The sequence below is a fragment of the Dyella sp. genome (assembly GCF_051962475.1).
GTDB lineage: Bacteria > Pseudomonadota > Gammaproteobacteria > Xanthomonadales > Rhodanobacteraceae > Dyella_A.
The window spans coordinates 86,362-99,028 of sequence record NZ_JBQCCF010000019.1; the positions used below are offsets into that span (position 1 = coordinate 86,362).

Consider the following 12,667-nt stretch of genomic DNA (forward strand, 5'->3'; position numbering starts at 1 on the left):
CCGGAGCGTAAACGCCGGACTGGAGCGCTTGACTCTGGACCTGGATCAAGGGTCTAGAGTGCTGCTCATGAACACATCAAGCCCACTCACCATCGGTGCTGTCGCCAAGCGCACCGGCGTTCCGATTGACACCATCCGCTACTACGAGCGCGAGGGTCTGCTGCCCGTGCCGTTGCGCCGTGCCTCGGGCTATCGCAGTTACGGCGAGAGCACCGTGGTGCAGCTGCGCTTCATCCGCCGCGCGAAGACACTGGGTTTCACGCTGGAGGAGATTCGCGACCTGCTGGCGCTCTCGTCCGATCGCCAGCGCGGCGTGAAGGCAGTGAAGAAGCGTGCCGAGGCGCGCCTGGCGGCGATCGAGGCGCGCATCGCCGAACTGCAGCGCGTGCGCGAAGGGCTGGTGGAGCTGGTTGCCTCGTGCCCCGGTCATGGGGCGCCGGAGCACTGCCCGATCCTGCGCGCGCTCAACGACGAGGAGAATCTCTGATGGAACACGCAGCCTCCTGCTGCCCCGGCGGCCCTCCTTCCGCCACGGCGATCGATCCGGTCTGCGGCATGACGGTGGACACCATGGCCGGCAAGCCGAGCGCCGTGCATGAGGGCCGCACCTTCCATTTCTGCTGCAACGGCTGCAAGGCCAAGTTCGAGGCCGATCCGACGAAGTATCTGGCGGAGAAACCACCCAGCGGCGACTGCCGCGGCAGCAAGGCGGATGCGCCGGCGGGGCACGACCACGTGCACGGGCATCAGCACGATCATGCCGGCGACCCCGCACACGCGGTAAAAGATCCGGTCTGCGGCATGACGGTCGACCCGCACACCGCGAAGCACCGCGCGGAGCATGAGGGACACACCTACTACTTCTGCTCCGCGCGCTGCCGCGAGAAATTCGTCGCCGAGCCCGAGGCGTACCTCGGCGAGCGCAAGGCCGCACCGCCGGCGCCGGCCGGCACGATCTACACCTGCCCGATGCACCCTGAGGTGCAACAGGTGGGCCCCGGCGACTGCCCCAAGTGCGGCATGGCGCTGGAGCCGATGATGCCCACCGCCGAGGACGACGGCAGCGAGCTGAAGACGATGGCGCGGCGTTTCTGGACGCTGGTGGCGCTCACGGTGCCGGTATTCCTCGTGGCGATGGGGCCGCACCTCACCGGCCGGCATCTGCCGTCACCGTGGGACGGCGTGGCGGCCTGGACCGAGGCGCTGCTGGCCAGCGTGGTGGTGCTATGGGGCGGTGCGCCGTTCTTCCGGCGCGGCTGGAATTCGCTGCGGCCGTGGTCGCCGAACATGTACACGCTGATCGCGCTCGGTACCGGCGTGGCGTGGGTGTACAGCGCCGTGGCGTTCCTCGCGCCAAGCATGTTTCCAGCCAGCTTCCGCGACATGCACGGCCGCGTGGCGGTGTACTTCGAATCGGCGGCGGTGATCGTCACGCTAGTGATACTGGGCGACTTCCTCGAGTTGCGCGCGCGCCGGCGCACCGGCGAGGCGCTGAAAGCGCTGCTCGGGCTGGCGCCGAAGATCGCGCACCGGGTCGATGCCGACAGCCATGAATCGGACGTGTCGCTGGACGCGGTGCAGCCGGGCGACACGCTGCGCGTGCGGCCGGGCGAAAAGGTGCCGGTGGATGGAGTGGTGCTCGATGGCAACAGCCACGTCGACGAGGCCATGCTCACCGGTGAGCCGATGCCGGTGGCCAAGGCAGCGGGTGACGCGCTCACCGGCGGCACGGTCAACCAGGACGGCACGGTGCTGATGCGCGCGGAGAAGGTCGGCAGCGAGACGGTGCTGTCGCAGATCGTGGCGCTGGTCGCGGCGGCCCAGCGCAGTCGCGCGCCGCTGCAGCGGGTGGCCGACAAGGTGGCGGCGTGGTTCGTGCCGATCGTGGTGCTGTGCGCAGTGCTGGCCTTCGCTCTGTGGGCCTGGCTGGGGCCGGACCCGCGCATGACGCGCGCGCTGATCGCCGCCGTGTCGGTGCTGATCATCGCCTGTCCCTGCGCACTGGGCCTGGCCACGCCGATCTCCATCATGGTGGCCAGCGGCCGCGGCGCACACCTGGGCGTGCTGTTCAAGGACGCCGGCACCATCGAGGCGATGCGCGACATCGACACTCTGGTGGTGGACAAGACCGGCACGCTGACTGAAGGCAAGCCGGCGCTGCGTGAACTGGTGCCGCTGGGCGATCATTCGCACGATGCACTGCTGGCGCTGGCCGCTGCGCTGGAGTCGCCCAGTGAGCACCCGCTGGCCCGCGCCATCGTGCGTGCGGCGGGCGACCAGGATCTGCCGGCGGTGACGGATTTCCGCAGCGTGACCGGGCAGGGCGTGCAGGGCCGCGTCGACGGCCAGGCCGTGGTGCTGGGCAACCTGGCGATGATGCAGGCGCTGTCCATCGAGGTTGGTAACGAGGCGTCGAGCCACGCCGACCGCCTGCGCAGCGACGGCGCCACGGTGATGTATCTCGCCTTGGACGGCAAGCTGGCCGCCCTGGTCGCCGTAGCCGACCGGCTGAAGGAGGGCGCCGCCGACGCAATCCGTCGCCTGCACGCCGAGGGCGTGCGGTTAGTGATGCTCACCGGCGACCACGCGCTGAGCGCACAGGCGGTGGCGCGCGAGCTGGGCATCGACGAAGTGCATGCCGAGGTGTCACCGGCGGACAAGGCGGACGTGGTGCAGTCGCTGAAGAAAGCCGGCCGTCGCGTGGCGATGGCCGGCGACGGCATCAATGACGCCCCGGCGCTGGCCGCTGCGGACGTGGGCATCGCCATGGGCACCGGCACCGATGTGGCAATGGAAAGCGCCCAGGTGACGCTGGTGAAGGGCGACCTGGCCGGCATCGTGCGGGCGCGGGCGCTCTCTCGCGCCACCGTCCGCAACATCCACCAGAACCTGTTCTTCGCCTTCGTCTACAACGGCATCGGCGTGCCGCTGGCGGCCGGTGCGCTGTATCCCTGGCTGGGCTGGATGCTCTCGCCGATGGTCGCCGCACTGGCGATGAGCTTCAGTTCGGTGTCGGTGGTGAGCAACGCGCTGCGGTTGCGGCGGGTGGCGTTGTAGCGCTGCAACGGTCGAGAAAAGCGTCCCCCTCACCCCAGCCCTCTCCCCCGAACGATGGAGCTGTTCAGGGGAGAGGGAGCAGGGCAGGCCGCGGCGCTTCTTTAGCCCTCTCCCCTGAGCTCGCTCGGGGGAGAGGGTCAGGTGAGGGGGCGCGCGGACTTACCTCCATATCCGAGCACGCGCACTCGATCGCTCGACAATCAGGGCGCATCCGCGCTCCTGGCAGCAGGGCATCGCTCAACACCTTCCGCGCCGGGCGGCTGACGCCTGTCACCCGCAATCGCTGACGACCGCCGCTGCCGCATCGAGGGCGTTTTTCCGATGCTTTGTTTCGTCGCCGATTCCGGCGAGGGAGCCTCACCATGAATACTGTCAACGACACCCGCAGTGTGCTCGATCGCCACCTCCCCCTGCTGCTCGGCCTGCTCGCCGCGCTGCTTGCGGGTAAGGCGCTGAAGAAGCTGTTCTGGACCGCCTTCGGCATGTACTGGGCGCTGCGCGCCAGCGGCATCCACCTGTTCGGTTGAACGGGCGCTGGGTCGGTGCGATGGCTTAGAATCCGCGCCTTGTCATCGACCCGGAAGCGCCCCCCATGTCCGACGCCATCGCCCTCATCCAGCGCTATTACGACGCGTTCAACCGCGGCGACTGGGAGGCGATGCTGGACTGCCTCACCGACGACGTGGCACATGACCTCAACCAGGGCGGCCGCGAGCACGGGCGCGAGGCGTTCCGTGCCTTCCTGGCGCGGATGAACCGCAGCTACCGCGAGCAACTGCAGAAGATCGTGGTGATGGCTTCTGCCGACGGGTTGCGTGCCGCCGCCGAGTACGAGGTGCACGGCAGCTACCTGGCCGACGACGAGGGCCTGCCGGCGGCACACGGTCAGCGCTACGTGCTGCCGGGCGGCGCGTTCTTCGACCTTCGCGACGGGCGCATCAGCCGCGTCAGCAACTACTACAACCTCGCCGACTGGATCGCCCAGGTCTCCGGCGGCTGAGTCGATGAGCCTGCGCGTGATCACCTGCGTCGGCGCGGCGGTGACGCCGCATCTGGACGAACTGGCGCGGTTGCGTATCGCGGTGTTCCGCGACTGGCCGTACCTGTACCAGGGAGACCTCGCCTACGAGCGCCGCTACCTGGCGGCGTATGCGAACTCGCCGCGCAGCGTGTTCGTGCTGGCGCTGGATGGCGAGAACGTCGTCGGTGCCTCCAGCGGCATTCCGCTGGCCGACGATGGTGAGGCATTCCAGGTGCCGTTCCGCGCGCGCGGCATGGCGGTGGACGAGGTGTTCTATTTCGGCGAGTCGGTGCTGCTGCAGGGCTATCGCGGGCAGGGCATCGGCCATCGCTTCTTCGACGAGCGCGAGGCACACGCGCGAGCGCTCGGCGGTTTCACGTGCACGGCGTTCTGCGCGGTGGAGCGCGACGCGGACGATCCGCGCTGCCCGCCAGGCCACCGCCCCAACGACGCGTTCTGGGCCAAGCGCGGTTACCGGCGCCAGGACGACATGTTCTGCACGCTGTCCTGGGCCGAGCCCGAGGAAGCGACCGAGCGCGAGCACCGTCTGCGCTTCTGGTTGCGTCCGCTGGACGCCTGACTTTCTCATTCCGGATTGCCGATGACCCGCTCCCTCGCCCAATGGCTCGCCTACCAGGAAGGCGTCAACCCGCGCAGCATCGAGTTGGGGCTCGATCGCGTGCGTGCCGTGTGGCAGCGCATGGGCGCGCCGCGCGTTGCGCCCTACGTGATCACCGTGGGCGGCACCAACGGCAAGGGCTCCACCGTGGCGATGCTTGAAGCGACGCTGCAGGCGGCGGGCAAGCGCACCGGCGCGTTCACCTCGCCACATCTGCTGGTCTACAACGAGCGCGTGCGTATCGATGGGCGCGACGCCGATGACGCCTCGTTGGTCGCGGCGTTCGAGCGCATCGAGACCGCCCGCCTGCAGGAGCCGGAGGCGCCGATTCCGCTGACCTACTTCGAGTTCGGCACCCTGGCCGCGCTGGACCTGTTCGCCCGCGCCGGCGTCGATGTCGCCGTGCTGGAAGTGGGGCTGGGCGGGCGACTCGATGCGGTGAACATCATCGATGCCGACGTGGCGGTTATCACCACGGTCGATCTGGATCACGTGGACTGGCTGGGGCCGGATCGTGACAGCATCGGTCGCGAGAAGGCGGGCATCGCGCGTGCGGGCCGTCCGGCGATCGTGGGCGAGACGCAGCCGCCGAACGGCCTGCTCGCCGCGCTGGCCACGATCGGCGCGCGGGTGGAGCGCGCGGGTGTGGATTTCCATGTCGAGCGGCTCGACCACGGCTGGTGCTGGCGGCATCGTGACGGCACGGCGATGCAACTGCCGGACCCCGCGCTGGCCGCGCCGGTGCAATACGCGAACGCGGCGGCGGCGATCGCTGCACTGCACGCGCTCGATGCGGGCGTGCTGGGTGCCGAGCCGGAGCGGGCGGTGGCCGCGGCGCTGGGGCGCGTGAGCGTGGCCGCGCGGCTGCAGTGCCTGGGCGGCGATCCACCGCTGTACGTGGACGTGGGCCACAACCCCCAGGCGGCGCGCGCGCTGGCGCAGTGGCTGGATGGCGCGCCGCACGGGCGCGTGCATGCGGTGTTCGGCGCATTGGCGGACAAGGACGTGGCCGGCGTGCTCGCCGCGCTGGGGCCGCGCATCGCGCACTGGCATCTGGCCGGACTGGATCGCGACAGCCCGCGCGGGCTGCCGGTGCAGGCGCTGGTGGACATCCTGCACGCCGCACTGCCGGGGGCAGTGCACGACGCCCATGCCGGTGTCGCGCCCGCACTGGCGGCGGCGCGCGATGCGGCGCAGCCAGGCGACTGCATCCTCGCCTTCGGTTCGTTCTTTGTCGCTGCGGCCGTGCTTGCATCGGGCGTCGCCTGAACGCGACGCGGGTGGATTTTCGGAACAACTGGCGCGGCCGGGTATAATTCCGCCGCTGTGCGCCGCGCCTGCCCATCCTGGAGCCCGTCTTGAAAACTCGCCTGCTGGGAGCTTTTGTTCTCATCGCGCTGCTCGTGCTGTTCGTGCCGATGTTCTTCCCGAGCAGCCCGCCCACGGCTGCCGGCGATCAGACGGTGAGCCTGGCCATTCCGCCGGCACCGGACCGCGACCTGCAGACCAAGACCATGAGCCTGGATCCAGACGCTGCCGCCCCCGCCGCGGCGGCCAGCGCGGGCGCCGTGGTGATCCCGGCGGCCAATACCGGTGGCAGCAGCGATCAGCTGGCCACGGTGGACATCCGCTCGCGTCGCCCAACCGACGTGGAAACGGGCGACGGCGCAAGCGCGGCGGCGACGCCAGCACCCACGCCTGCCGCACCGGCCGCGGCGACGCCTTCGCCCGCTAACCCGCCGCCGGCCGCGGCGCCTGATCCGGCGACGGTCAAGCCGGCCGCCAGTGAGCCGGTGATCAAATCGCGCTCGCCCGCAGCCGAGCCGCCCAAGGCCAGCGCTCCGGCGCTGCCGCCGGCCACCGCGGCACGCGGCAACTACAGCCTCAACCTCAGTGCCTATGCGTCCAGCGCGGGGGCGCGCAGCCTGATGCAGCGCGTGCAGAAGCTGGGCTATCCGGTGAGCAGCCGGGTGATCCAGCAGGGCGGCAAATCGCTCACCGCGGTGGAAGCGGGGCCGTTTGCCACGCGCACGGCCGCGGAAAGCGCGCGACTGAAGATCACCCAGAGCATCGTCGGTGTGCCGGTGCGGCTGGAAAGCGGTGCCAGCACGCCGTCCGGCGACGAGCCGGCCAGCACGGCGCCGAAGGCGTCCGCGCGCGCCGGTGGCTGGGCGGTGCAGGTGGCTGCGATGAGCAGCCAGGCCGACGCCAATGCGCTGCGCGACAAGCTGCGCGCCGGCGGGTTCGACGGTTTCGTCGACTCGGTGGTCGCCGGTGGCAAGAAGCTCTGGCGCGTGCGCGCCGGGCCGCAGACCCAGCGCAGCGATGCCGAGCGTGTGCGCGACCAGATCAAGTCCAAGCTTGGTCTGGCCGGCAACGTCGTCAGCGTCCCCTGATCCACACCCGCCGCCCCGGACCCGCCGCAGGATGAACTGGACCGATTACTTCATCGCCGGCGTGCTGGCCGTATCCGTGCTGATCGGCCTGTGGCGAGGGCTGGTGGCCGAGGTACTGTCGCTGGCGATCTGGATCGGCTCGATCTGGGTCGCCTGGGCGTTTGGCCCCAGCGTGGCGGCGTATTTCGAGCACAGCATCCACACGCCCGAGCTGCGGCTGGTGACCGGCTACGGCATCTGCGTGGTGGCGGTGCTGATCGTCGGCGCCCTGGTGAATGCGATCTTCCGGCGGCTGGTCGCTGGCGCGGGCTTGTCCGGCCCGGACCGCGCGCTGGGCATGCTGTTCGGTTTTGCCCGCGGCGTGCTGCTGGTGGCACTGATGGTGTTCCTGCTCGGCTTTACCGCGGTCACCCGCGAGCCGTGGTGGCGCCAGTCGCTGCTGCTGCCGCAATTTCAGACGGTGGCGATCGCGGTCGGACGCCACTTGCCGGCCAGCACCGCGCGCTACCTGCACCCTTCGCCCGAGGTGCTCGACGGCCTGCCCAAACTGCCTCAGATGTCCGGCGCGGCCGACCTGCAGGGGGTGCGCAACATGCTCGACGCCCGTGGCGCCAACGGCGCGCCGTCGCTGGGCGACCTGCAGGCTGCCTTGCGTGGCCAGCCCGGCGCACCCACATCGTCATCTTCTGCGTCTACGCCAGCGGCCCCCACCACGGCGGACCCGGCGGACGTCTCCTCGCATCCGTAATCGCAACACCCACGCAGGCGTAAACCATCATGTGCGGAATTATCGGCATTGTCGGCATCACCGAGGTCGCCTCGGCGCTCTATGACGGCCTCACCGTATTGCAGCATCGCGGCCAGGACGCCGCGGGCATCGCCACCGTGGATGGATCCCGCCTGCGCCTGCACAAGGGCAACGGCCTGGTGCGCGACGTGTTCAACCAGGCCTCGATGGGGCGCCTGCGCGGGCGCATCGGGATCGGTCACTGCCGCTACCCGACCGCCGGCTCCGAAGGGGCGGACGAGGCGCAGCCGCTGTACGTGAACTCGCCCTACGGCATCGCGTTCGCGCACAACGGCAACCTGATCAACACCGAGTCGCTGCGGCGCGAGATGTTTCACGAGGACCGCCGCCACATCAATACCGAGTCCGATTCGGAGGTGCTGCTGAACGTGCTGGCGCACGAGCTGCAGATCCAGGAGCGCATGGCGCTCACGCCGGACCACATTTTCAAGGCGGTCGCCGGCGTGCATGCGCGCGCCCGCGGCGGCTACGCCTGCATCGGCCTGGTGCTGGGCTACGGCCTGGTCGCCTTCCGCGACCCGAACGGTATCCGCCCGCTGGTGCTGGGTGAGCGCATCACGGCCGAGGGGCGCGAATACGCCGTGGCCTCCGAGTCGGTGGCGCTGGACGTGCTGGGCTTCAAGCGCCTGCGCGACATCGCGCCGGGCGAGGCGGTGATCATCACCGACGACGGCCAGCTGTTCAGCCGCCACTGCGCCGAGGGCGCCACGCACGCGCCGTGCATCTTCGAGTACGTCTACCTGGCCCGCCCCGATTCGATGATCGAGGACGTGTCGGTGTACAAGGCGCGCCTGCGCATGGGCGAGAAGCTGGCGCAGAAGATCATGCGACTGCGCCCGGACCACGGCATCGACGCGGTGATCCCGATCCCCGACACCGCTCGCACCGCCGCCAGCGCGCTGGCCGGTGCGCTCGGCGTGCCGTTCCGCGAGGGCCTGGTGAAGAATCGCTACGTGGGCCGCACCTTCATCATGCCGGGGCAGGGCGACCGCGTGAAATCGGTGCGCCGCAAGCTCAACGCGGTGGACCTGGAATTCCGCAAGAAGAACGTGCTGCTGGTGGACGATTCGATCGTGCGCGGCACCACCTCCAAGCAGATCATCCAAATGGCCCGCGACGCCGGTGCGAAGAACGTTTACTTCGCCTCGGCCGCGCCGCCGGTGCGCTACCCCAACGTCTACGGCATCGACATGCCTTCGGCCACCGAGCTGATCGCCGCCGGCCAGACCGAGAAGGAAGTGGAAGCGCAGCTCGGCGCCGACTGGCTGATCTACCAGGACCTGGAAGACCTGATCTGGGCCGTGCAGGACGGCAACGAGGATCTCAAGCACTTCGACACCTCGTGCTTCTCCGGCGAGTACGTCACCGGCCTGGAGAAGGAATACCTGCAGCAGATCGAGCTGATGCGCTCGGACGATGCCAAGGCCGCCCGCCGTACCGCCTGATCCACACCCTTCTGTAGGAGCCCGCTCGCGGGCGATGCTTTTGGCTCTTGATCGACATCAAAGCAAGAGCATCGCCCGCGGGCGGGCTCCTACATCGCGATATCCATGAGCGATCTTCACGCCGCCGCCAAGCGCTGCCTCGACGCTGCCGATCCGGCCGAGAAACTGCGCCTGACCCACGTTACCTGGCAGGCGCTGCAGGCCGGCGAACTGGCGCCCGATGCCGCCGCGCCGGCGCCATTGCCGATCGGCGCGCCCGGTCGCCCCATGCGCCCCGTGCTGGTCTCCGCCCGCCAGGTGCCGCAGCGCGGGCTCGGCACGCCCGAGGGACGCGCGGCGCTGGTGCACGCCGTGGCGCACATCGAGTTCAACGCGATCAACCTGGCGTGGGACGCGGTGTATCGCTTCCGCGGTATGCCGACGGACTATTACCGCGACTGGGCCAGCTGCGCGCACGACGAGGCGCGCCACTTCGCCATGCTCAGCGAGCGGCTGGCTGAGCTTGGCCACGCCTACGGCGACTTCGACGCGCACAACGGCCTGTGGGAAATGGCCGAGAAGACGGCCCGCCGCGACACCGCGCGCATGGCGCTGGTGCCGCGTGTGCTGGAGGCTCGTGGACTGGATGTGACGCCTGGCATGATCGAGCGGCTCACCGGTGCGGGCGATCTGCGCACGGTGGAAATACTCCAGGTGATCCTGCGCGAGGAAGTGGCCCACGTGGCCGCCGGCACGCGCTGGTTCCACTGGTGCTGCGCGCGCGACGGGATCGAGCCGCGCACAACCTTCATCGAACTGCTGCGCACCCACATGGGCGCCAGCCTGCGCGGTCCGTTCAACCGGCCGGCCCGCCTCGCGGCAGGCTTCGACGAGGCGGAAATGGATCAGCTGACCATGCTGGCCGCCGGCGGTTGAGCCCGCTGCGGTCGCTGCGCTGCAGCTTTTGTCTGCGCGGTGGGCCGGTTAGGTTCGAAGACCCACCATCGTTCTGCCCTCGTATCGCGCGATCCCGGCGGACGATGCCATGCCATGGAGGATTCCCATGCTCAGTGTGTCTGAATCAGTCGACCTGCAAGCGCCCGCCGATGCCGTCTGGAAGACGCTCGGCGATTTCGGCGGGGCGCAGCGCTATCTCGATGTGGTGGAGCGCTGCGAGCTCGTGCACCACGACGGCAGCATCGAGCGGGTGCTGCACCTGAAGGGCGGCGGCAACGTGCGCGAGCGGATGGTGTTGTCCAGCGACGACGATCGCGCGCTGCGCTACACGATGGTGGAGTCCCCGCTGCCGGTGGCCGACTACGTCAGCACAGTGCGGGTCGATCCATTGGGCCCGCAGCGCTGCCGCGTGACCTGGGCGGCCACCTTCGATGCCCACGGCGGAAGCGACGAGGAGGCGCGCGAGGCGGTCTCGGGTATCTACCGCATGGGCCTGGAGGGGCTGCGCCAGCTGCACGCCGCCGATTGATCCCGGGTTCCGCGCCGACCCGGTAGTGGCTGCGGGATGGCGAAAACAAAAAAGCCGGCACGTGGCCGGCTCTTTCGTCGAATTTTTGGTCGGGGAGACAGGATTCGAACCTGCGACTTCTACGTCCCGAACGTAGCGCTCTACCAGGCTGAGCTACACCCCGTGGGAGCCGCGCATTCTAGCGATGACGTTCGACCTTGGCAACAGGGGCAGGGTGTCGCGAGCGCCCGCGGGGCGGGGAGGCGCGCCGGCCATCTGCTAATCTTGCGGGCTGCCGTTTCACGGCCATCCGTCACCGTAAAGCAGAGGATTCCATGGCGCTTACCCCGGCCCGCACCATGCCCGGCGTGCTCGAGCTTTTGCCGCTCGACCAGATCGCGTTCCAGCGCATGCTCGACGTGATCCGCCGCAACTACGAGCGCTTCGGCTTCCTGCCGATCGAGACGCCGGTGATCGAATACTCCGACGTGCTGCTGACCAAGAGCGGCGGCGAGACCGAGCGCCAGGTGTATTTCGTGCAGTCCACCGGATCACTCGGCAAGCCGGACGAGGGCGTTCCCGAACTGGCGCTGCGCTTCGACCTCACCGTGCCGCTCGCCCGCTACGTGGCCGAGCACGAGCGCGATCTGAGCTTCCCGTTCCGCCGCTACCAGATGCAGCGCGTGTACCGCGGTGAGCGCGCCCAGCGCGGCCGCTTCCGCGAGTTCTACCAGTGCGACATCGACGTGATCGGCAAGGACAGCCTGTCGATCCGCTACGACGCCGAGGTGCCGGCGGTGATCTACAGCGTGTTCCGCGAGCTGAACGTGGGCGCGTTCACCATCCAGATGAACAACCGCAAGCTGATGCGCGGCTACTTCGAAAAGCTCGGCATCACCGACGCCGAGCAGCAGATGCTGGTGCTGCGTGAGGTGGACAAGCTGGACAAGCGCGGCGCCGACTACGTGCGCGACACGCTCACCGGCGAGGCGTTCGGGCTGAGCGCCGAGGTGGCCAACCAGATTCTCGCCTTCGTGCAGGTGCGCTCCACTTCGCTGAAGGACGCGCTGGACAAGCTCGATGCGCTGGGCGAAGGCCCCGAGGCGATGGAGCAGGGCCGCGCCGAGCTGAAGGAAGTGCTGGGCCTGATCCACGCCTTCGGCGTGCCGGACACGCACTACGCGCTCAACCTTTCGATCGCCCGCGGTCTGGATTACTACACCGGCACCGTCTACGAGACCACGCTCAACGACCATCCGCAGATCGGCTCGGTCTGTTCGGGCGGCCGCTACGAGAATCTGGCCGGCCAGTACACCAAGTCGCACCTGCCGGGCGTGGGCATCTCGATCGGCCTCACCCGCCTGTACTGGCAGCTGCGCGACGCCGGCCTGATCAACACCGCGCAGAGCACGGTGGACGTGCTGGTGACGCAGATGGACGAGGCCCAGCTGCCGGCCTATCTGGCCCTGGCCAGCGAGCTGCGCAGCGCCGGCATCGCCACCGAGGTGGTGCTGGAAGCGGGCAAGCTCGGCAAGCAGTTCAAGTACGCCGACCGCGCCGGCATCCGCTTCGTGCTGGTGCTGGGCGAAGACGAGCTGGCCAAGGGCGTGGTGACGGTGAAGGACCTGCGCCGCGAGGACCAGTTCGAGGTGGCGCGCGGTGAGCTGATCAAGACGCTTCGGGTGGAACTGGAGCAGGCGGCGGTGATGGGTTGAGGAAGCGATGGATCTGGGGCGTCATTCAGAGGCCTCCAGCACCGCCATTCCGAAATGCTCCGTGCCCGGAATAACCCGCAAACAGGAAAAAAAAAATACCACACCCCCCCAAAAGAAAAAAATTTAAACAGGGCAAAATAAAAAAATTTTTAATAATTTTTT

General features: G+C 68.8%; 12 protein-coding genes and 1 tRNA gene. 12 read left to right on the forward strand and 1 reads right to left on the reverse strand.

Annotation, left to right across the window (positions count from 1 at the left end; translation table 11 throughout):
- Window positions 1-67 precede the first annotated feature (67 nt).
- From ACTHJF_RS04115 to ACTHJF_RS04165, 11 genes are all read left to right on the forward strand, one after another.
- Window positions 68-487, forward strand: coding sequence for a MerR family DNA-binding protein (locus ACTHJF_RS04115; protein WP_440265981.1), 420 nt, complete (start codon window positions 68-70; stop codon window positions 485-487).
- On the forward strand, window positions 487-3,057 hold the full coding sequence (locus ACTHJF_RS04120) for a heavy metal translocating P-type ATPase (protein ID WP_440265982.1): 2,571 nt from the start codon (window positions 487-489) through the stop codon (window positions 3,055-3,057). Before ACTHJF_RS04115 ends, ACTHJF_RS04120 begins: the two co-directional genes overlap by 1 nt.
- A 362-nt stretch (window positions 3,058-3,419) precedes the next feature.
- Window positions 3,420-3,584, forward strand: a complete 165-nt coding sequence (locus ACTHJF_RS04125; RefSeq protein WP_440263100.1) for a hypothetical protein — start codon at window positions 3,420-3,422, stop codon at window positions 3,582-3,584.
- 65 nt (window positions 3,585-3,649) lie between these two features.
- Window positions 3,650-4,057 carry a ketosteroid isomerase-related protein gene (locus tag ACTHJF_RS04130; protein WP_440265983.1) on the forward strand — a complete coding sequence of 136 codons (408 nt, stop codon included), beginning with the start codon at window positions 3,650-3,652 and terminating at the stop codon, window positions 4,055-4,057.
- A 4-nt stretch (window positions 4,058-4,061) separates the two neighbouring features.
- Window positions 4,062-4,658: a GNAT family N-acetyltransferase gene (locus tag ACTHJF_RS04135; protein ID WP_440265984.1), complete on the forward strand. Its 597-nt coding sequence runs from the start codon at window positions 4,062-4,064 to the stop codon at window positions 4,656-4,658.
- A 21-nt stretch (window positions 4,659-4,679) separates the two neighbouring features.
- Window positions 4,680-5,966, forward strand: coding sequence for a bifunctional tetrahydrofolate synthase/dihydrofolate synthase (folC, locus tag ACTHJF_RS04140; RefSeq protein WP_440265985.1), 1,287 nt, complete (start codon window positions 4,680-4,682; stop codon window positions 5,964-5,966).
- An 89-nt stretch (window positions 5,967-6,055) separates the two neighbouring features.
- Window positions 6,056-7,093, forward strand: coding sequence for an SPOR domain-containing protein (locus ACTHJF_RS04145; protein ID WP_440265986.1), 1,038 nt, complete (start codon window positions 6,056-6,058; stop codon window positions 7,091-7,093).
- Window positions 7,094-7,124: 31 nt separating this feature from the next.
- Window positions 7,125-7,841 carry a CvpA family protein gene (locus ACTHJF_RS04150; protein WP_440265987.1) on the forward strand — a complete coding sequence of 239 codons (717 nt, stop codon included), beginning with the start codon at window positions 7,125-7,127 and terminating at the stop codon, window positions 7,839-7,841.
- Between the two features lie 29 nt (window positions 7,842-7,870).
- Entirely contained in the window at window positions 7,871-9,346 is a 1,476-nt protein-coding gene (gene purF / locus ACTHJF_RS04155; RefSeq protein ID WP_440256721.1) for an amidophosphoribosyltransferase, read from the forward strand.
- 105 nt (window positions 9,347-9,451) lie between these two features.
- A complete protein-coding gene (locus tag ACTHJF_RS04160; protein ID WP_440265988.1) occupies window positions 9,452-10,261 on the forward strand; it encodes a ferritin-like domain-containing protein in 810 nt (269 codons plus the stop codon).
- Between the two features lie 127 nt (window positions 10,262-10,388).
- A complete protein-coding gene (locus tag ACTHJF_RS04165) occupies window positions 10,389-10,811 on the forward strand; it encodes an SRPBCC family protein (RefSeq protein ID WP_440265989.1) in 423 nt (140 codons plus the stop codon).
- 86 nt (window positions 10,812-10,897) lie between these two features.
- Here the strand turns inward: ACTHJF_RS04165 and ACTHJF_RS04170 are convergent.
- A tRNA-Pro gene (locus ACTHJF_RS04170) sits at window positions 10,898-10,974 on the reverse strand.
- Window positions 10,975-11,125: 151 nt separating this feature from the next.
- On the opposite strand from ACTHJF_RS04170, the gene hisS reads away from it, so the two are divergent.
- Window positions 11,126-12,505 (forward strand): histidine--tRNA ligase, encoded by a 1,380-nt coding sequence (gene hisS / locus ACTHJF_RS04175; RefSeq protein ID WP_440265990.1) that lies wholly within the window; start codon window positions 11,126-11,128, stop codon window positions 12,503-12,505.
- The last annotated feature ends 162 nt before the right edge of the window (window positions 12,506-12,667 follow it).

Coding starts and splice junctions, on each gene's coding strand:
- ACTHJF_RS04115 (WP_440265981.1), top strand. CDS start 68: ATGAACACATCAAGCCCACTCACCATCGGTGCTGTCGCCAAGCGCACC.
- ACTHJF_RS04120 (WP_440265982.1), top strand. CDS start 487: ATGGAACACGCAGCCTCCTGCTGCCCCGGCGGCCCTCCTTCCGCCACG.
- ACTHJF_RS04125 (WP_440263100.1), top strand. CDS start 3,420: ATGAATACTGTCAACGACACCCGCAGTGTGCTCGATCGCCACCTCCCC.
- ACTHJF_RS04130 (WP_440265983.1), top strand. CDS start 3,650: ATGTCCGACGCCATCGCCCTCATCCAGCGCTATTACGACGCGTTCAAC.
- ACTHJF_RS04135 (WP_440265984.1), top strand. CDS start 4,062: ATGAGCCTGCGCGTGATCACCTGCGTCGGCGCGGCGGTGACGCCGCAT.
- folC (WP_440265985.1), top strand. CDS start 4,680: ATGACCCGCTCCCTCGCCCAATGGCTCGCCTACCAGGAAGGCGTCAAC.
- ACTHJF_RS04150 (WP_440265987.1), top strand. CDS start 7,125: ATGAACTGGACCGATTACTTCATCGCCGGCGTGCTGGCCGTATCCGTG.
- purF (WP_440256721.1), top strand. CDS start 7,871: ATGTGCGGAATTATCGGCATTGTCGGCATCACCGAGGTCGCCTCGGCG.
- ACTHJF_RS04160 (WP_440265988.1), top strand. CDS start 9,452: ATGAGCGATCTTCACGCCGCCGCCAAGCGCTGCCTCGACGCTGCCGAT.
- ACTHJF_RS04165 (WP_440265989.1), top strand. CDS start 10,389: ATGCTCAGTGTGTCTGAATCAGTCGACCTGCAAGCGCCCGCCGATGCC.
- hisS (WP_440265990.1), top strand. CDS start 11,126: ATGGCGCTTACCCCGGCCCGCACCATGCCCGGCGTGCTCGAGCTTTTG.